The organism is Vibrio sp. MED222 (assembly GCF_000153005.1).
Lineage (GTDB): Bacteria > Pseudomonadota > Gammaproteobacteria > Enterobacterales > Vibrionaceae > Vibrio > Vibrio tasmaniensis_A.
This window is the reverse complement of the sequence record NZ_CH902609.1, coordinates 577,991-596,222: the sequence shown is the minus strand read 5'-3', so window position 1 is coordinate 596,222 and position 18,232 is coordinate 577,991. Positions and strand designations below refer to the sequence as shown.

18 protein-coding genes and 1 riboswitch are annotated in these 18,232 nt (G+C 43.6%); of the genes, 5 read left to right on the top strand and 13 right to left on the bottom strand.

Annotated elements, in window-relative coordinates:
* Positions 1-279: 279 nt before the first annotated feature.
* On the top strand, positions 280-732 hold the full coding sequence (locus tag MED222_RS04410; RefSeq protein ID WP_009848258.1) for an RNA recognition motif domain-containing protein: 453 nt from the start codon (positions 280-282) through the stop codon (positions 730-732).
* Here MED222_RS04410 and murI read toward each other — a convergent pair.
* Genes murI through MED222_RS04425 form a run of 3 tightly spaced genes read right to left on the bottom strand, consistent with a single transcriptional unit; the run spans position 695 to position 4,036 of the window.
* A complete protein-coding gene (gene murI / locus MED222_RS04415) occupies positions 695-1,501 on the bottom strand; it encodes a glutamate racemase (protein ID WP_009848257.1) in 807 nt (268 codons plus the stop codon). The genes MED222_RS04410 and murI overlap by 38 nt on opposite strands.
* 60 nt (positions 1,502-1,561) lie before the next feature.
* The gene (locus MED222_RS04420; RefSeq protein ID WP_009848256.1) at positions 1,562-2,227 is read right to left on the bottom strand and encodes an ATPase; all 666 of its coding nucleotides are present in this window, start codon (positions 2,225-2,227) and stop codon (positions 1,562-1,564) included.
* A 48-nt stretch (positions 2,228-2,275) separates the two neighbouring features.
* Positions 2,276-4,036, bottom strand: coding sequence for a TonB-dependent receptor domain-containing protein (locus tag MED222_RS04425; protein ID WP_009848255.1), 1,761 nt, complete (start codon positions 4,034-4,036; stop codon positions 2,276-2,278).
* A 40-nt stretch (positions 4,037-4,076) separates the two neighbouring features.
* A riboswitch (cobalamin riboswitch) is annotated at positions 4,077-4,279 on the bottom strand.
* 154 nt (positions 4,280-4,433) lie between these two features.
* Here MED222_RS04425 and trmA point away from each other — a divergent pair.
* Positions 4,434-5,543, top strand: coding sequence for a tRNA (uridine(54)-C5)-methyltransferase TrmA (gene trmA, locus MED222_RS04430; RefSeq protein WP_009848254.1), 1,110 nt, complete (start codon positions 4,434-4,436; stop codon positions 5,541-5,543).
* A gap of 82 nt (positions 5,544-5,625) precedes the next feature.
* Here the strand turns inward: trmA and MED222_RS04435 are convergent, their stop codons facing one another.
* Together MED222_RS04435 and fabR are read right to left on the bottom strand one after the other, a co-directional pair.
* On the bottom strand, positions 5,626-5,997 hold the full coding sequence (locus MED222_RS04435; protein WP_004736696.1) for a YijD family membrane protein: 372 nt from the start codon (positions 5,995-5,997) through the stop codon (positions 5,626-5,628).
* Entirely contained in the window at positions 5,997-6,638 is a 642-nt protein-coding gene (gene fabR / locus MED222_RS04440) for an HTH-type transcriptional repressor FabR (protein WP_009848253.1), read from the bottom strand. The genes MED222_RS04435 and fabR overlap by 1 nt, the downstream gene beginning before the upstream one ends.
* Before the next feature lie 327 nt (positions 6,639-6,965).
* On the opposite strand from fabR, the gene sthA reads away from it, so the two are divergent.
* Positions 6,966-8,366, top strand: coding sequence for a Si-specific NAD(P)(+) transhydrogenase (gene sthA, locus MED222_RS04445; protein WP_009848252.1), 1,401 nt, complete (start codon positions 6,966-6,968; stop codon positions 8,364-8,366).
* Positions 8,367-8,462: 96 nt separating this feature from the next.
* Here sthA and dinF read toward each other — a convergent pair whose 3' ends face one another.
* From dinF to MED222_RS04465, 4 genes are all read right to left on the bottom strand, one after another.
* A complete protein-coding gene (gene dinF, locus MED222_RS04450; protein ID WP_032555306.1) occupies positions 8,463-9,818 on the bottom strand; it encodes an MATE family efflux transporter DinF in 1,356 nt (451 codons plus the stop codon).
* A gap of 141 nt (positions 9,819-9,959) precedes the next feature.
* Positions 9,960-10,838 carry a class I SAM-dependent methyltransferase gene (locus tag MED222_RS04455; protein ID WP_009848250.1) on the bottom strand — a complete coding sequence of 293 codons (879 nt, stop codon included), beginning with the start codon at positions 10,836-10,838 and terminating at the stop codon, positions 9,960-9,962.
* Positions 10,839-10,935: 97 nt separating this feature from the next.
* Positions 10,936-11,556, bottom strand: a complete 621-nt coding sequence (lexA, locus tag MED222_RS04460) for a transcriptional repressor LexA (RefSeq protein WP_009848249.1) — start codon at positions 11,554-11,556, stop codon at positions 10,936-10,938.
* A gap of 94 nt (positions 11,557-11,650) precedes the next feature.
* Complete coding sequence (locus MED222_RS04465; RefSeq protein WP_009848248.1) at positions 11,651-12,013, bottom strand: diacylglycerol kinase; 363 nt, start codon at positions 12,011-12,013, stop codon at positions 11,651-11,653.
* A 219-nt stretch (positions 12,014-12,232) separates the two neighbouring features.
* Here MED222_RS04465 and plsB point away from each other — a divergent pair, with 219 nt between their 5' ends.
* On the top strand, positions 12,233-14,656 hold the full coding sequence (gene plsB, locus MED222_RS04470) for a glycerol-3-phosphate 1-O-acyltransferase PlsB (RefSeq protein WP_009848247.1): 2,424 nt from the start codon (positions 12,233-12,235) through the stop codon (positions 14,654-14,656).
* A gap of 104 nt (positions 14,657-14,760) precedes the next feature.
* Here plsB and ubiA read toward each other — a convergent pair whose 3' ends face one another.
* Positions 14,761-15,615 carry a 4-hydroxybenzoate octaprenyltransferase gene (gene ubiA / locus MED222_RS04475; protein ID WP_009848245.1) on the bottom strand — a complete coding sequence of 285 codons (855 nt, stop codon included), beginning with the start codon at positions 15,613-15,615 and terminating at the stop codon, positions 14,761-14,763.
* Positions 15,616-16,158, bottom strand: a complete 543-nt coding sequence (locus tag MED222_RS04480) for a chorismate lyase (protein WP_170962732.1) — start codon at positions 16,156-16,158, stop codon at positions 15,616-15,618.
* Between the two features lie 162 nt (positions 16,159-16,320).
* Between MED222_RS04480 and MED222_RS04485 the strand changes: the two genes are divergently transcribed.
* Complete coding sequence (locus tag MED222_RS04485; protein WP_009848242.1) at positions 16,321-16,728, top strand: flagellar basal body-associated protein FliL; 408 nt, start codon at positions 16,321-16,323, stop codon at positions 16,726-16,728.
* Between the two features lie 87 nt (positions 16,729-16,815).
* Here the strand turns inward: MED222_RS04485 and glpG are convergent, their stop codons facing one another.
* Both glpG and glpE read right to left on the bottom strand, forming a co-directional pair.
* Positions 16,816-17,658 carry a rhomboid family intramembrane serine protease GlpG gene (glpG, locus tag MED222_RS04490; protein WP_009848241.1) on the bottom strand — a complete coding sequence of 281 codons (843 nt, stop codon included), beginning with the start codon at positions 17,656-17,658 and terminating at the stop codon, positions 16,816-16,818.
* A 55-nt stretch (positions 17,659-17,713) separates the two neighbouring features.
* Positions 17,714-18,034, bottom strand: a complete 321-nt coding sequence (gene glpE, locus MED222_RS04495) for a thiosulfate sulfurtransferase GlpE (RefSeq protein ID WP_009848240.1) — start codon at positions 18,032-18,034, stop codon at positions 17,714-17,716.
* Positions 18,035-18,232 lie beyond the last annotated feature (198 nt).

Sequence of the window (18,232 nt, the reverse complement as noted above, 5' to 3'; positions counted from 1 at the left end):
TCTTATTCTCTACCGATTTCGCAGCGTGACTTTCGTCTCACTCCTTGTCGGTGAGGCGGCATTATAGAGAGTTCGATATAGAGCACAAGAGCTTTTTTAAATAAAAGTTTTGTTCGCCTAAAAAGCCACCACATCCGCATTTTTCGAATAAAAACTAAACATTTGAGACGTATCACAGCAATACATTGGCAAAATGGAAGCCATGAACGTAAGATTCATGTGTCTATTTTGTTAATGGTAGATGCGTATATTTCGTTTATTAATATGTAGTATTCCGATATGAACTCAAAAAAATCGATGTTGTTAATTGTCGCGCTAGCTGTATTGGGCGGCATTGTTTTCTCTCAGGTAGATATATCGCCTGCAATTACCTTTATCCTTGGTGTCTTGGCTTCCGCTTTTGTTGTTAATTTTTCAAGCACCAACTCAAAATCAGAGTCAGAACCTAAGGCTTCAACAAAAACACTTTATGTGGGTAACCTTCCATACAAAGCGAATGAATCACATGTACGTGAATTGTTCTCTGAATATGGTGAAGTATTTGCTGTACGTTTAATGAAAGACAAACGTACTGGTAAAAGAAGAGGTTTTGGATTTGTTGTTATGGCAAGTAATGATGTGAATCATGCTATTTCAGAACTTAACGATAAAGATTACATGCAACGTACTTTAAAAGTACGCGTTGCAAACGATCCTAAACATCCAGAAACGGACGAAGCTGAGCTGAGCTAAACCCTAACCGCTTCAGCATACTATTTAGTGCACTTTCTTTTTTAGGAAGTGCACTACAAAAAGCCTCACGCACTCCCCCTTCTTCAGTACTGCTCTCTAAATCCAATAAATCTTGAACCCGCTTAGCAATAGCCTTACCTGAATCAATCAACATCACGTTTTTACCTAGCACTTGCTGAATCTCTGATTTGATCAGTGGGAAATGAGTACACCCTAAAACAGCCACATCAATTGTGTTGATCATTGGTTGAAGGATTTGCTGCAGCTCTTCAAGGTTAATCGCCTCTCCTCGGAGTTTATCTTCGGCCATATCCACCAGCTGAGTAGAACCTAAAAGCTCAACTCTTTTATTACTAGAGAAGTTTTTGATGAGCTCGTGTGTGTATTCACGAGTAATCGTTGCGGGTGTTGCAATAAGACCAACGGCTTTATTGGCAAGTAGCGATGCTGGCTTGATTGCCGGAACAACCCCGACAATAGGGATTGGGTTATTAGCCCTTAGTGTAGGTAACACAATTGTACTTGCTGTATTGCAGGCTATCACCACAATATCAATAGCGTGGCTAGCCACAAAACTGGCGACGATGCTTTGAACTCTGTGGATAAGGACTTGCTGGTCGAGCTCACCGTATGGGTAAGCCTCGTTATCGAATACATAAGTATAGTTATGATTCGGTAGTAAGTGGCTTATCTCTTTATATACGGACAGACCGCCAACTCCAGAATCAAAAATCAATATGTTTTTTTGTATGCTTTCCGACACAACCATTACCTGTAATAAGTTCCGTTGCAATGATACCCCTTCACTTAGTTTTCGCCAATCATCACTCTACATAATGCAGGCTCGGTAGCGTTGATGCACAAAGCGCTCACCCTGATCTACATTTTCCAGCTCTATCTTAAGCCTTCCTTTAAAGCATGGCGCTGACGTTACTAAAGTATGGAACTCACCATCTTCGCCGCATGGGTCGACGTGACTCGGTAAACTGTCGATTAGCTCAAACGTGTATTCTTTCCCGCAATAGCTCATGTCTAATGCATCGGTATCGACCGTGACGAGAAAGGTTTCGATTCCTCTGTCTATTATTTCACTCGCAAGTACCTGACTGCTCTCTCCCATTAGGGGAAACACACACTCCCAACCAGCTGGCTCTATATAACTTCTTCGGTAATCGGCAATGCCATTACAGAACATATCTCCAAACGCGACCGCATCGATTGATAAACTAGAATCTTTAAGTACCGAGACAATCGTACTTTGATAAACCTCATTACTTGGGAAGACTTCCGGTAGCTCAATCATGATTAATGGTAAACCGACCAATCGAGCTTGCATTGCAACTACCTCAATAGGAGTGACCTGGAAAGGAACTTCATCTCCAACATACGTAGTATACAGAGCAACAACTTCATACTCGGTGCTTTCAAGTAGGCGCTCTAACGTTAACGTAGAGTCTTTTCCTGACGACCAACTCATGACGACTTTCTTTTTCATTGATATATCCAATAAGAAGAAACCGCCCGAAGGCGGTTTAGTTGTTAATTAGAACTGGTAGTCAGCGTTTATAAAGAAACTTCTTTCTTGTGTTTCATACCCTTTGGCTAACGTGTAATCTTTATCAAAAAGGTTAGCAATACGCCCTCTCATTGTGAAATGATCCGTCACAAAGTAGCTCGCAGCTATATCTACTAGCGAGTACTCATCTAACTCAGCATTGCCGCTATCCATACGTTTACCTTGATATAAATAACTCAAGTCCGCCTGCCAGTTGTCCGCAAAATACGTCACGTTCCACTTAGCATTTTGTTTCGCTCTACGTAAAAGTTGAGACCCATCGCTTTTATCTGTCGGGTCCATAAAGTCAAGGCTAACTTGGTGAGAAAAACTTCCTGTATCGAATTCTCCCGATAGCTCTAAGCCTTTAATTTCAGCGACACCAATGTTTTTTGAAGGCCATCCAACTATCATGTTTTTAATATCATTTTTGTAAGCCGATACTCTCCAATCAACCAATGATTGATGGGCTTCGAACGCGACTTCATAGTTTTTTGACTCTTCAGGTTTCAGCGTTGGAACACCTGAGCCCGGCCAATATAGTTGATTAAATGTAGGTGCTTTAAATGCCGTACCAGCATTAGCCGTCACGCGATAATTAGCTGCTAACCAATATCCTAAACCCGCTTGCCATGTCGTATTCTTGCCGTAGCGTTGGTTATCGTCACCGCGTAAAGCTAATTCAGCTTGTACGGCTTGGTTGTCATAAAAGCCACTAACATATAGCGAGTTATTCGTACGAGATTTCTCGGCATAGTCTTTTGAGGACTCTGATACGTCATCTTTAGACCAATCAAGACCCGCACCAATAGAAACTTCATTGTTCACAGTGAATAAATTTGTGAAAGCAACGGCCTGGTGGTCCGTTTGATAAGTACTTTTGTAGTAATAATCTTTACTAGAATCTTGAGCTTTACTTAAAGAAAAGTTGCTCGACAACGTTTCTCCAGTATAACTAAGACGGCCAATTGCACTGTAAAGTGTCTGATCTTTTGTAGCATTTTTCGGATCGTACTCTGTTTCACCATCCGAGTAAGTAGAATTAAACTTAAGCTTAAACTCGTCATTCAGCTTATGAGTTATCGCAAGTGCTAGCTCAGTCACTTCATGTCCATCTGCGTCTTGATCACCTGCTGAGTTTTGAACAGAAAACCCATCAGTCTCTGCTCGCTTTACAGCTACAGAACCACTTGTCGAGTCTGTAATATTACCAGACACTGCCACACTGCCTTTTTTGTATGAATCAGATCCAAACCCTACGCTAACTTTTGCTTCTGAACTTGATGTGTCTGTAATAATATTAATTACACCACCAATCGCATCGGCTCCATAAATTGCTGCTCGAGGACCACGCACAAACTCAATGCGCTGAACACCAACTAGTGGAATAGCAGCAAAATTTGCTCCTCCTGATGTTGCACTTGCTGTTTTTACACCATCAATAAGTACTAAGATGTGGTCAGAGTTAGTACCTCTAACAAAAACACTCTGCTTTTGTCCGTAACCGCCGTTGCTCGCTACCTGAATACCAGGTAAACGACGTAGTACTTCGTAAATATCATTAGCTTGAATCGCTTCAATCTCTGCTCGAGTAACAACTACAACAGGTAACGTTGTACTTTGAGTGCTTTGCTCAAAACGGTTAGCCGTAACGACCATGGTTTCGTCAGCAGATGCTTCTTGTGCGTGTAAATTGGAGATAGGTGAAAGCAGCGATGCTACAGCAACCGCTAAAAGGGATTTGTTCATGTTGTGATCCTAAATCGCGTAAAGTCCTACCAAACCACATTGTATGGCTTAGCCGCTGGCAGGTATTCGGACTTAAGAGCACAACCTTTCGGTTACCTAATATTCGACTTCCCACAAAATGCTATTTGCAGTGTCTATGAATACTCGTTCTCTTTTACCGCTGCGCGTCAGTTCTGGATTTTCACCAGATTCCCTCTTCAGCCATCTATACATCCACATGGCACCAGCTTGCCGGAAATAGTATTGACCTATGAATCATTTGTCTAGTCTAAGATAGTTATAAGCTATAGTTTTCGTCGTCTATTTAGACTGAATGGCTCTCAACACTGGACAAGCGCCTGTGATTGAATAAAATCTGCGCTCTTGATTTAAAAGCACGATAGCAAAAGGCATAACAATGGCGAATTTAGAAGTAAACCCGCAACGCTACCAAGAACAACTGGCAGAAAAGACTGAGCGTCTTACTGAAATGTTCTCAGAATATAATGTGCCTGAGCTGGAAGTGTATGAATCTCCAGAACAACACTACCGCATGCGTGCAGAGTTCCGCGTGTGGCATGAAGGTGACGATATGTATTACGTCATGTTCAATCAAGAGACCAAAGAAAAATACCGCGTAGACCAGTTCCCAGCGGCTAGCCGCCTGATCAACGACCTAATGCCTCTATTAACGGATGCAATGAAGGACAACCACTCTCTACGCCACAAACTATTCCAAGTAGACTTCCTTTCTACATTAAGCGGCGAGATTTTGGTGTCACTGCTTTACCACCGCCAATTGGGTGAACAGTGGATTCAAGATGCTAAAGCACTTAAACAGCAATTAAACGATGAAGGTTTTAACCTAAACCTGATCGGCCGTGCGCGTAAGATGAAAATCGTACTGGACCGCGACTACGTTATCGAAAAGCTAGATGTGAATGGTGATAGCTACATCTACCAGCAAGTTGAGAACAGCTTTACTCAACCAAACGGTAAAGTAGCAGAGAAAATGCTGGAGTGGGCTGTCGACTGTACTCAAGACAGCAAAGGCGACTTGCTTGAACTTTACTGTGGTAACGGTAACTTCTCACTAGCACTGGCACAGAACTTCGAACGTGTACTGGCAACAGAACTAGCGAAGCCGTCAGTAGAATCTGCGCAATACAACATCGCAGCCAACAAGATTGAAAATGTTCAGATCATCCGCATGTCTGCGGAAGATTTTACCGTAGCAATGGAAGGCAAGCGTGAATTCCGTCGTCTACAGCAAGCGAACATCGATCTTAAGAGCTACAACTGCAACACTATCTTTGTTGATCCACCGCGTTCAGGTATGGATGTCGATACTTGTAAGATGGTTCAAGGCTACGAGCGTATCATGTACATCTCTTGTAACCCTGAGACATTGAAAGAGAACCTAGACATTCTAAGCGAAACACACGACATAACTCGTTTTGCTCTATTTGACCAGTTCCCTTATACGCACCACATGGAAGCCGGTGTATTCCTAGAGCGTAAAGCGTAAGCCTAGCTCTCTAGGTCGAAGTCGAAGCAGCAGATACAAAAAAACGAGCCAATTGGCTCGTTTTTTTTATTTATAGATTGATTTAAGCGGTTTTACCGATAAAGCCTAGCTTCTTACCTACCCAAGCGAGCAGTAGCATCGCAACGATAATCGCAAAGAAGTTTGACCCGGCATCAGGGTGTTGTGCTTTCACAAAAGCCGAGTGGCCAAATGCACCTACAAAGAAACAAGCTAAACCCACTAACGGAATATCTTCAGATACTGGATTTGTTAGGTATTCTTGGTATAGCGCTTGTACAGCCAACACTAAAGCAATCAGCGGGAAAATAGAGAAGCCCACTTCGCTCATTGTTACCCAAGATAGCAGTGCATCACCACACACACCTGCTACAACAGCAAGTACGAGTGTCTTTCTTTCAGAACCACGGTTTACAGTATTATTTTCATTCGACATTATTCAATCCCGCCTTTTAATCGGTTACGTTCACGTTCTTTACGATACCAAAAAGCCCCTTTGGCCATCATTCGCAATTGCATGATCAAACGCTCAGCCAATTCATCTCGCTGACGTCGATCTAAATCTAATGCTTCTGCCCCTGAGTTAAAAACCAAGATGACGGAGGCTTCCGCTTGAGTAAAAGCTTCGTCTCTTGTCATGCCAGTCGTTATCAAATATTCGGTTAACTCAGCAGAGAAGTGCTGTATCTCACGAGCTACCGCTGCACGAAACTCAAATGAAGTTCCTGAGCGCTCCCGCAATAACAGTCTGAATACGTTTGGGCTGCTTTCAATGAATTCCATAAAGGTTTCAACCGATGTGCGAATCACGCTGCCTTCTTTTACTATGCGTTGCCTAGCTTGACGCATCAACTGACGCAACAATAAGCCACCTTCATCGACCATGGTTAAGCCAAGCTCATCCATGTCTTTGAAATGGCGATAAAAGGAAGTCGGAGCTATTCCAGCCTCACGAGCGACTTCTCTCAAGCTTAGATTAGAAAAACTACGATCGGCACTGAGTTGGCTAAATGCCGCATCAACTAAGCTACGACGAGTCTTTTCTTTTTGCTGTGCGCGAATGCCCATTGGTTTCATACTTTATCAACATCTTCTTTTACAGCCTAAACAGGCATGTCTAATACTCTATTCAATATAACGCGAATCACTTACTTATATAAGGCACTCTGGTTATATAAGACACTAAACACACCTCTTTGTTCACGTATCGAAGTAAATACGTTCAAAGAAAACATTTCAATATCCGCACCGTCATTTGGAGACATACGACATACCAAATATTATTTTTTCAGTAGCATGACGTGATCTCACCGACTCTCTGATGCCCTTTTCATGTACCCAAGAACAGAATCAGTTAAAATCTCGCTAAAGCAATGTTAATCAAATATAACAAGGAAGATATCTATGTCGCACTCCAACCACTTTGATGTAATCGTAATTGGTAGTGGCCCCGGAGGAGAAGGGGCAGCGATGGGATTAACCAAAGCCGGGTTGAACGTTGCTATCATTGAAAAAGAGAGCAGCGTTGGTGGTGGTTGTACCCACTGGGGGACTATTCCTTCCAAAGCACTGCGTCATGCCGTAAGTCGTATTATTGAATTCAACAGTAACCCTCTGTTTTGTCAGAACAATAAAAGTATCCACTCAACATTTTCCAATATTCTGGGGCATGCTAAATCGGTCATCGACAAACAGACTCGCTTGCGCCAAGGTTTCTACGATCGCAACCAATGCACGTTAGTCTTCGGTACTGCACGTTTTATCGATACCCACACGATCTCCGTAATGCAAAGCGACGGTACTGAAGAACACTACAGCGCAGACAAATTTGTTATCGCGACAGGTTCTCGTCCTTATCAGCCAGACAACGTCGACTTCATGCATGAACGTGTCTACGACAGCGATTCAATTCTTTCTCTTAAACACGATCCTCAGCACATCATCATCTATGGTGCTGGTGTTATCGGCTGTGAATATGCCTCTATATTTCGCGGTTTAGGCGTTAAAACCGATCTCATTAATACTCGCGATCGCCTGTTGTCCTTCTTAGATAACGAAACCTCAGATGCACTTTCTTACCACTTCTGGAACAGTGGTGTTGTTATTCGTAACGATGAGACCTTTGAGAAAATTGAAGGAACAGATGATGGTGTAATCATTCATCTCGAGTCAGGTAAAAAAATGCGTGCCGATTGCCTACTGTATGCCAATGGTCGAACGGGTAATACTGATAAACTGAACCTTGGTGCGGTTGGCTTAGAAGCGGACTCTCGTGGACAAGTATCAGTCAACAGCAACTACCAAACCAGTGTTGAACATGTTTACGCTGTCGGTGATGTGATTGGGTATCCTAGCCTAGCAAGTGCTGCTTATGACCAAGGTCGATTTGTGGCCCAAGCAGTGGTGAAAGGTGAAGCAGAACGACACCTTATCGAAGACATCCCAACAGGTATCTACACCATTCCTGAGATCAGCTCTGTCGGTAAAACCGAGCAAGAGCTTACTGCAGCTAAAGTACCGTATGAAGTGGGACGTTCTTCATTCAAGCACTTAGCTCGCGCTCAAATTGCAGGTAAAGATATTGGTAGCTTGAAGATACTTTTCCATCGTGAAACTAAAGAGATTTTAGGTATCCACGTGTTTGGTGAACGTGCCGCTGAAATCATTCACATTGGCCAGGCGATCATGGAACAAAAAGGCGAAGCCAACACCATCGAATACTTTGTGAATACCACCTTTAACTATCCGACGATGGCCGAGGCGTATCGCGTAGCAGCGCTTAACGGACTTAACCGTTTGTTCTAAACAAAGAACCAACAGGACTATTTGACCACCTGTAGGCCAAATACATAAACAGCAAGCCATGAGCTTGCTGTTTTATTTTTCGTTCTCTGAACTAAGCTAGGCGAGAAACTCACCTTTCTTCCACTGAGAAATAAATAAAACACCGAGACCGATGCCACGCACCGCCATAAAGCTCAACATTGCTAGCCACAGCGCATGGTTATCAAAACCTGATGCTAAGTAGAAAATTACGAAGAAACTGCAGGTCGCAACAAACATACTGTTACGCATATCTTTGCCTTTGGTTGCGCCTACGAAGATACCGTCCAGCAAGAAGCACCACATTGAAACCAGTGGCATTGCGATCAACCAAGGCAGATACACCTCAGCTTGGCTTTTTACATCTGGGATAGTGGTGATCATATTAATTAAATTAGACCCAGCGATCGCGAATACTGTGGTCAGCACCAAACAAATATTAAAGCTCCAGAAGAAAGTACCAATTAAAGACTGATTAAGCTCTTCTTTATCTTTCGCGCCTATCGCCTTACCAACCATAGCTTCCATTGCATAGGCAAAACCATCCATCCCATAAGAGATGATCATCAAGAAACTCATTAACACTGCATTGGCCGCAACAACATCATCGCCAAAGCTTGCACCTTGGAAGGTCATGAAAGTGAAAGTCGTTTGTAGGCATAGTGAACGAAGGAAGATATCGCGATTCAGTTTTACGAAACGACTCAAACCTTGACTGGTTTTCTTAAGCAGATCCCATGGCGATGGTAACTGCTTCTTCACCCAGATTCGGTAAACACAAATCAGGCCAAATGTTAAACCGGCATAATCAGCCATTACAGATGCCAATGCTGCGCCTTCCACTTGCCAGCCGAGGCCAATCACAAATACGATATCTAAAACGATGTTGGTGATATTAGTAATGATCACCATCCACATGGGTGCTTTGGCATTTTGGGTTCCGAGTAACCAACCTAACAGCACAAAGTTAGTCAACGCAGCAGGCGCACTCCATGCTCGGATAGAGAAATATTGCTGACCATAGTGTTTCACTTGGTCACTGGCACTACTCAGAGAGAAAACCGCATCCGCAACAAAGCTATGCAATAGCAAGAAGAAACCAGCAAACCCTAGTGCCATGGTCACGCCTTGCACAAAGACTAAACCAAGTTGCTTGCCATCGTTCGCCCCATAAGATTGCGCGGCCAGTCCCGTCGTCGACATTCGTAGGAAACCAAGCAACCAAAAGGTCACGCTGATCATAGTCCCACCCAAAGCGACACCACCTAAATACCAAGAATGCTCTAAGTGACCGATAACCGCAGCATCGACTAAGCCCAACAGTGGAACCGTAATATTAGAAAGAACCATCGGGATCGCGAGCAACAGCACTTTTTTGTGCATCGCCTGATTGGATAACGTTTGAAAAATAGTTTGGGGATTAAATAACTTCACGATCACCTCTTAGATTAGAGGCGATAGTTTAACCTAGTGAGTGGGCTTTCACTATGGTGTGGGGAGGCGCTTGCCTTTTATCGATAACGAATAGCTATAACGAGGCAAGTATTCAGATACCTGCCAACAGAACCGCTAGCACTACCACTTAACAAGCACTAACTGCGGCGTTAAACGCTTTTTGACCTGAGAGATTTTACAAAGAAGTCGCTGCCACAATTTCCAACGATTACACTGCTGGTCAAGTGGAGAAAACGCTTTTACCCACTGAGCCCATGGCAGCCAATTAAGGACGCTGTCTATCGGAGAAGATAAGCCATGTGCGTATTTTCCAGAACCGAGCTTTTGCCCCAGAGCACTAGAGCTTTTATCTCCAGCTAACACTAAACACGCATGTGCGTGGGTAAAATAACGACTCAAAGATTGAATAAAGTTCGCCGTCTGTTGTTCATTACAATCCAGCAGAGCATGTTCACACACCACCATCACTGAGGCTTGTTCTGGAATATTAAGTTCATCCAACCAGGTCAGGTCATCCACCGAGCCACACTCTAGACGGTAGCGTTCATTCTTGTGGAACAGGCGTTGTCGCCAAACTAAGTTCTCGGTTACATCTAGCTCAACCCAATGACAGCGGCCATTATCTAAACGGTAGAAACGGGTATCGAGCCCTGCTCCCACGTTAATAATCCAAGCATCTGGGTTATGAGATAAAAACTGTTGAACTTGAGAGTCACAAAGTTGAGTCAGTGTCGCGTAAAGGAGTTGTTGCTGGTCGAGTTCACCGGTAAGGCATTCAGGTGCGAGTTGGCAACGCTTGCAGGCTTGTGCTGCAATAGGGTCATAAACAAGACCGTCATCGGCTAGGCTTTCGCGGCTGCGAAACCAAAGGTGTTGAACAAGATTCGTCGGTACTTGGAATTCTTGATGTGCTGACCCGAGATCAGAAGAAGCCTTTTGATCATAGGTGTGCGACTTACGAATAAGCGGCTTCATTTGAGGTTTGGTTGGGTTTGGCATCATCATCTTCCTTGTATCTCGACAAAGAAGATGATAATGAATATCAATTACAATAACAAGTTATTGAGAGTAAATATCAATAAGCTGTTTGCACTGACTACATCCAGTCCGTGTTACGAATAATACCAACCGCAAGTCCTTCAATAGACAAGTGTTGGGATTCTAAGTCCACGTGAATTGGAGAAAACTCTTCATTTTCAGCATGCAACAGAACGGTAGAACCTTTGCGCTCTAGGCGTTTTACCGTTACATCATCGTCGACACGAGCCACGACAACTTGTCCATCACGCACGTCTTGTGTTTTATGCACGGCCAGTAAATCGCCATCCATAATACCGATGTCTTTCATACTTTCGCCATTTACGCGAAGTAAGAAGTCAGCTTGTGGCTTAAACATACCTGGGTCAACTTGGTAATGCATTTCTACATGCTCTTGAGCCAAAATAGGCTCGCCAGCGGCAACCTGACCGATTAATGGTAACCCTTGCTCTTCATTCGCTGCATCTTCAAGCAAAATACGAATACCGCGAGACGCACCCGGGATAATCTCAATCGCTTCTTTACGAGCAAGAGCTTTCAAATGTTCTTCTGCAGCATTTGCAGAGCGGAAACCAAGTTCACGTGCGATTTCTGCACGAGTCGGTGGCATACCGCAATCTTCGATCTTACTTTTGATAAGGTCAAAAACTTGTTGCTGGCGGGGCGTTAACGGCTTCATGATTCACCTGTCTTTTTATACAGTTGACTGTGAGTATATCCAGTAACTGAACAAAAGCAAAGCAATTGGTTGTTTTTAGTTCATTTTTAGCGAATTACAAAAATAAGATCTCTAACCACACGTAACCAGCTAATACTAAACAGATAAAAACGGCAGCTGAGCCAACATCTTTCGCCATCCCAGAAAGCTCATGATGTTCGCTACCGATTCGGTCAACGACCGCTTCAATCGCGGTATTAATCAACTCGACAACCATCACCAACACGACGGCTGAAATCATTAATATTCGCTCAACTTGGTTTACATTTAAGTAGAACGCCAACGGAATAAGCACTGCGGCCATGAAGACTTCTTGTCGAAATGCAGCCTCGTTTTTAAACGAGCTCGTGATGCCTTGCCACGAAAAGCCCGCAGCTTTGACGATACGTTTGAATCCGGTGTTTGATTTTTTGGTCATTTTTAACTCTATACTCAATCAGTCGATGAATGATTTTCCACAAACTTAACGGCAATATGACTATTTCCATTAAAAGGTTAGACCAGTTTCTGGTATTCTTGCATCGATTAAATTTACGCCTAGGCTTATCCCTATTTCACTCATAGGATTTATCCTCTCATTATAGAAATAGAGATACGCTTGAGCACATTGAAATAACTATTGAGGCAGTGAACCTATATGTCTTCTGGACAATCTTTTTCACGTTCATTAATGAAGCTACCTTTATCCCTATTGGTAAAGAGCACATCAATCCCTTCAAACCCTGTAGAGGATTTGAACATTGATTTGAGCAAACCGATTGTATACGCCTTACCGTTTCGCTCAAGTGTAGACATTCTTACATTGCAAAAACATGCACTTGAACTAGGGTTGCCTGATCCATTGAGCAAACTTGAAATCAATGGCAAATCACTGCAACGCTACGTTTTTATCTCTTCTCGCAAAACTCTGCTGCAAGACGATGATTATGTACCAAGCTCATCAATTGAAGTCTTCTCTGAACTGCTTTCACTGCATGCTGAAGACTCTGAGCTCGACGTTCAAGTTATCCCTGCCACCGTATTGTGGGGTCGTAAACCTGGTAAAGAGAATAACCAGAAGCCTTACCTACAAGCAATGAACGGCTTAGAGAAATCGAAAGCTGTATTGCTAGCAGGTCGTGACTGTCTGGTTCGCTTTAGCCCAGTGGTATCTCTACGATACATGGCTAACTCACACGGTACCGACAGCACCATCGCGCATAAACTGGCGCGCGTGGCACGCATTCACTTCTCTCGTCAAAAGCTTGCAGCATCGGGTCCAAACCTACCAAGCCGCCAAGCTCTGTTCGACCGCCTGCTAAAGTCAGAAGCAATCAAAAAGGCGATAGAAGATGAAGCTGAATCAAAAAATATTTCCATAGAGAAAGCGAGCAAAGAAGCTCAAGACATCATGGATGAGATCGCAGCTAACTTCTCTTACTCGCTGATTAAACGCGGTGAGAAGATTCTTGGTTGGTTGTGGAATAAGTTGTACCAAGGCCTGCATATCAGCAACGCTTCAACCGTTCGTAAGCTGGCTCAAGATGGTCACGAGATCGTTTATGTACCTTGTCATCGTAGTCACATGGATTACTTACTGCTTTCTTATGTGCTTTATCATGAAGGCATGGTGCCTCCGCACATCGCAGCAGGTATCAACCTGAACTTCTTCCCTGCCGGTCCTATTTTCCGTCACGGCGGTGCGTTCTTTATTCGTCGTAGCTTCAAAGGCAACAAGTTGTACTCGACTATTTTCCGCGAATACCTAGCGGAATTATTCGCTAAAGGTTACTCGGTAGAATACTTCAGTGAAGGTGGTCGCTCTCGTACAGGTCGTCTATTGCAGGCGAAAACCGGCATGCTAGCGATGACAATCCAAGCCATGCTGCGCGGCATGAACCGTCCGGTGACTTTGGTTCCTGTATACATCGGCTATGAGCACGTAATGGAAGTCGCGACCTACGCGAAAGAACTTCGTGGTAAGCGTAAAGAGAAAGAAAACGCGAGTCTAGTGATTCGTACAATTCGTAAGCTGCGTAACTTTGGTAAAGGCTACGTGAACTTCGGTGAGCCAATTCAGCTTAACCAATATCTGAACGAACATGCTCCTGAGTGGACTAAAGATATCGACCCAATGGGAACCAGCAAACCACAATGGATGAACCCGGTGGTTAATGACTTGGCAACCAAAATGATGACGCACATTAACGATGCGGCAGCGACCAATGCCCTGACTCTTTGTGCAACGGCACTATTGGCTTCAAGACAGCGCGCATTGTCTCGTGACTCTTTGGTTTCTCAGATCAACTGCTACCTGTCTTTACTTAAGAATGTGCCTTATTCAGGTACATTCACAGTGCCTAAAGACAGCGCTGAAGACTTAGTAAAACACGCAGAGTCATTGAACAAGTTCTTAATTGAATCAGACACTATGGGCGACATCATTTCGCTTGATCGTCACCAATCGATTCTGATGACCTACTATCGTAATAACATCATTCACTTGTTTGCATTGCCATCATTGATCGCTCAGATGACCATTCGTCAGCACGGTTTATCAATCGACGCTATTCAAGAAAATGTTGCAGCTATCTACCCATTCTTAAAGAAAGAGTTATTTTTAAGCTACGACGAAGATCAGCTTGAAAGCGTGGTTGCGAACATCATTGATGAGCTAGTCGGTCAAGGCATGCTTGTTGTGTCGAACAACCAAGTAACGATCAACCAGTCAAACAGCCAAGCACTGATGCTACTAGGCCGTACGATTTCAGAAACGCTCCAGCGCTACTCAATTGCTCTGAACCTATTGGCAGAGAATCCTGATCTAGATAAGTCAGACCTTGAGCAGAAGAGCCAAGACATCGCACAGCGACTGGGTCGCCTACAAGGTATCAACGCACCGGAGTTCTTCGATAAAGGCGTGTTTGCGTCGATGTTCGCAACTCTGAAACAGCAGCAATATCTGGATAACGATGGTAACTGTGATTTAGAAAAGACTCAGCAATTCGCTAAACTTCTCTACTCAATGCTTTACCCTGAAGTACGTTTGACGATTCAAGAGAGTATCCACCAAGCAGAATAATCTCTTGGTTAGCATTCACTTTAATCACTAGACTGAACACGATCAAAAAAGGCACCCAATGGGTGCCTTTTTCTTTAGCGTTCGTTTACTTGTAAAGTTGATGCTTACCAGAAGGTAATGAACAAGCCTACAGTCACCGCCATTCCAACATAGTTATTGTTCAAGAAGGCTTGGAAGCAAAGGTCTCGATCGCGGTGACGCATCAGATGCTGTTGATACACGAACAAGCTTCCCGAAACTAACAGTGCCCAGTAGAAAGTATCACCGAGTTGGTAGTGCATGCCCAATGCAATCAACATCGCCAGTGTAACTAACTGCAGCGCGCCAACCATAAGCTTATCAAAACGACCAAACAGAATAGCCGTCGACTTGATGCCAATCTTCAAGTCATCATCTCGGTCAACCATCGCATATTGCGTGTCGTAGGCTATCGTCCACAACGCATTAATCACGAAGATAAACCACACAATGCTTGGCAGTTCATTGGTTTGCGCCGCCCAAGCCATTGGTATTGCCCAACTGAAAGCCAATCCGAGAAACAACTGTGGAAGGTGTGTAAAACGCTTCATGAAAGGATAAATGAACGCGAGACCAACCCCAATAAAAGAGAGCTTAATAGTCAGCGGGTTCATGGTGAGTACCAACAAAAAAGAAACCACAGCTAACACTAGAAAGAGCACAATGGCTTCCTTGCTGGAAACCAAACCTGAAGGTAATGGACGTTGCTTGGTGCGTTTGACATGACCATCAACTTTACGGTCAGCAAAATCATTAATCACACAGCCAGCCGATCGCATTAACACCACACCGAGTATGAAAACAACCAAGACATCAAAATCAGGCATGCCTTTCGCAGCAATAATCAGCGACCACAAGGTCGGCCAAAGGAGTAACAGAGTACCAATCGGGCGATTCATTCGCGTCAATTGCCAGTACGCCTTCGCTTTGGTGGCAAGCATTTACACACTCTCCTTAGAGTAAATGGGGGATGTTGGTAAAAAAAGTTCGGCCACAAGCATCGGTTTATGATTCATCCATAATCGAGAACGACGCGCGAGTAATCGCTCATCGCCAGCGATAACCCAACCGACTTGAAGCGCATCTCGATCCACGTTCTCAGCACTGAAAACCGTTAACCCAAGCGGGACATCCCCTTGTTGAGAAAGGTCAGAATGCTGATGATCTTCTAGGGTAATTCGAGGTATTAAGGTTCGACCTAACACCCACGGCTCATCATCACCCTTTAAAATCACTTTACGCAGTAAGCAATCATGTGATGATAAAAGGCGTTCTTCGTCCTGTTGCAGAATTGATCGTTCCACAACTTGATTATGAAGCAACTCAACAGACAGGTGCTTGCAGCACTTGCCCAACTTACGGGAAAGCGATCCTTGTTCCATAAGCCACTCTTTGGTGGTTTCATTAGGAAAATTAAATTTTTCTGTGCTTTGCCAATCTACATTCATTAATGAATTTAGATACAATGATATTGACTGATTCATACTAGTATTCAATAGGTGACTTTACACGTACAATAAAGCTTCAACTTTCGAATAAAATTAAAGCGTCCTTCGAATTGTAAACGTATTTAGATTTAGACCGCTCATTGTAACAAGACTAATGCGTTTCGAATATCGCGAATAAACTAAAGAAAAGTCTCAAATATGCACAAACGTTATGTAGCCCAACTATTTATTGCGATTAATCTACTATTTTCAGCATCAAGTTTCGCTGAAGAAGAATCGACACCCAAACTAGCCTACTTCACGCTAGAGCCCGATCTCACCACCAATTTTTACACTAAAGGTAAAAAACTGGGCTATATTCAGGTCCGTCTAGACATAATGGTCGCAAATAGTAATGACTTAGAAGCCATTGAGCATCATCAGCCATTGATTCGTGATGCGGTGATTGAATTACTCGGCAAGCAAAATGAAGAGACAATTAAGTCTCTATCCGGTCGTGAAGATTTGAGAAAGTCCTTAGTTGAGCACCTCAATAAGATTTTACTTCCTGAAACAGGTAAAACTCTCATTGCTGACTTATTGTTTACCAAATATCTTTACCAGTAACGATGTAAAAACGAATCCCAATAAAAAAGCGGCTCATCTGGCCGCTTTTTTGTTTCTATCGTTTGGCTACTCACTAAAAAAAATGAGTTAGCTTCTTGCCGAGCTCGGTGCTTTCATCGCATCGATAAAGCCAATAATGACACCAGCGGCTAGGCCAGCTAAATGCGCTGTATTGGCGATCGCCATAAATGGCTGCATGTACCCAAGCACTAACCACACCAACATAAAGCCGACAATCTGTCTTGGGATACCTAAACCAAGTTGTGGCGCCTTCGCACCGACAACCCATAAGTAACCAACCAAAGCATACACAACACCAGACAAACCACCGAAGTTCGCCCCTTCAACCCAATACTGACCAGCACCTGAAAGCGCAGAAGAGACAGCAAAGATCTGAAGTAGCTTGAGGCTGCCTAGTTTCTTCTCAATATCCCCACCTAGCTGCCACCACCACAAAATATTGAATGCGATGTGCATAACAGAGAAATGCAGAACAGCATGGCTCAACCAACGCCACAGCTGCCATTGCTGTCCATCAACCGCTGGGAAATGCAGGGCATTGAAAATAGCTTGGCCAAAACCAATCTGTTGCAGCGCAAAAATCACCACACACACCAACATTAGGCTCAGTGTCACAGGACCTGCTTTTGCTTTGATCATGCCCAAAAAGCTTGGTGTGTGGTAATGGAAATGACTCTTTCTAGACTCAGCCATATCCCAAGACGCCGCTTGATAGCGTTTATGATTGGGTTCAGCAAGAAAACGATTCAGCTCAGCTTCGGTTTCAACCTGAAATTGACCATCAAGAAGCCACAAAGCAAAACGCCCTTCTCCCTCTGGAGACATGTGAATAGAGATCTGACGAGAGGCCATATAATCAATAAATGCTTGAGCAAGACGTGGGTTGTCTAACACCATCAATCTAATCATTGTTACTTCCTATTCATACTATGGAGATGCTTGAAGCGTTTAAGTGATAAAGCTATTAACCCGCAATCACCGGAAGTTCAGCACGATGCCAAGCTTCGAAACCGCCATCAACACTATATACCTCTTCAAAGCCTTGGTTCACTAAATATTGTGCCGCGCCTTGGCTACTAATACCGTGGTAACACATCACTAAGATAGGCTGTTCGAACTCAACCTCATCCATAAACGACACCATTGTATCGTTAGTCAGGTGGTAGGCGGTTTCTGAATGGGCTACCGCAAAAGATTGCGGATCTCGTATATCGACAAGTCGAGCTTCACTTTGTTCAATAAGGGCTTGAGCGCCTTTAACGTCGATATGTTTAAACTGGTCCATGACTTTCTCTTTTTATACTGATTTACTTTGCTGCCATTGTAACCTATCCCAAGGCTAACAATCACACCCACTTAATAAGGTTATCCACCAGCGATCACTTTTACACCATTTGTGGATAAATCTGTGAATTGCGTGAATAAAGTGCCTTTTTAAAAATAGATCCACAACATGTAGTAATGATCCTGATCTAACTGTGGG

Excerpts from the sequence above, each read along its gene's own strand:
- murI (WP_009848257.1), bottom strand. The coding sequence starts at position 1,501 with ATGGTTGTGTCGGAAAGCATACAAAAAAACATATTGATTTTTGATTCT.
- MED222_RS04410 (WP_009848258.1), top strand. The coding sequence starts at position 280 with ATGAACTCAAAAAAATCGATGTTGTTAATTGTCGCGCTAGCTGTATTG.
- plsB (WP_009848247.1), top strand. The coding sequence starts at position 12,233 with ATGTCTTCTGGACAATCTTTTTCACGTTCATTAATGAAGCTACCTTTA.
- MED222_RS04455 (WP_009848250.1), bottom strand. The coding sequence starts at position 10,838 with ATGCCAAACCCAACCAAACCTCAAATGAAGCCGCTTATTCGTAAGTCG.
- MED222_RS04465 (WP_009848248.1), bottom strand. The coding sequence starts at position 12,013 with ATGACCAAAAAATCAAACACCGGATTCAAACGTATCGTCAAAGCTGCG.
- MED222_RS04485 (WP_009848242.1), top strand. The coding sequence starts at position 16,321 with ATGCACAAACGTTATGTAGCCCAACTATTTATTGCGATTAATCTACTA.
- glpE (WP_009848240.1), bottom strand. The coding sequence starts at position 18,034 with ATGGACCAGTTTAAACATATCGACGTTAAAGGCGCTCAAGCCCTTATT.
- sthA (WP_009848252.1), top strand. The coding sequence starts at position 6,966 with ATGTCGCACTCCAACCACTTTGATGTAATCGTAATTGGTAGTGGCCCC.
- MED222_RS04425 (WP_009848255.1), bottom strand. The coding sequence starts at position 4,036 with ATGAACAAATCCCTTTTAGCGGTTGCTGTAGCATCGCTGCTTTCACCT.
- lexA (WP_009848249.1), bottom strand. The coding sequence starts at position 11,556 with ATGAAGCCGTTAACGCCCCGCCAGCAACAAGTTTTTGACCTTATCAAA.
- fabR (WP_009848253.1), bottom strand. The coding sequence starts at position 6,638 with ATGAAACCAATGGGCATTCGCGCACAGCAAAAAGAAAAGACTCGTCGT.
- trmA (WP_009848254.1), top strand. The coding sequence starts at position 4,434 with ATGGCGAATTTAGAAGTAAACCCGCAACGCTACCAAGAACAACTGGCA.
- MED222_RS04480 (WP_170962732.1), bottom strand. The coding sequence starts at position 16,158 with ATGAATCAGTCAATATCATTGTATCTAAATTCATTAATGAATGTAGAT.
- glpG (WP_009848241.1), bottom strand. The coding sequence starts at position 17,658 with ATGATTAGATTGATGGTGTTAGACAACCCACGTCTTGCTCAAGCATTT.
- ubiA (WP_009848245.1), bottom strand. The coding sequence starts at position 15,615 with ATGCTTGCCACCAAAGCGAAGGCGTACTGGCAATTGACGCGAATGAAT.
- MED222_RS04435 (WP_004736696.1), bottom strand. The coding sequence starts at position 5,997 with ATGTCGAATGAAAATAATACTGTAAACCGTGGTTCTGAAAGAAAGACA.
- MED222_RS04420 (WP_009848256.1), bottom strand. The coding sequence starts at position 2,227 with ATGAAAAAGAAAGTCGTCATGAGTTGGTCGTCAGGAAAAGACTCTACG.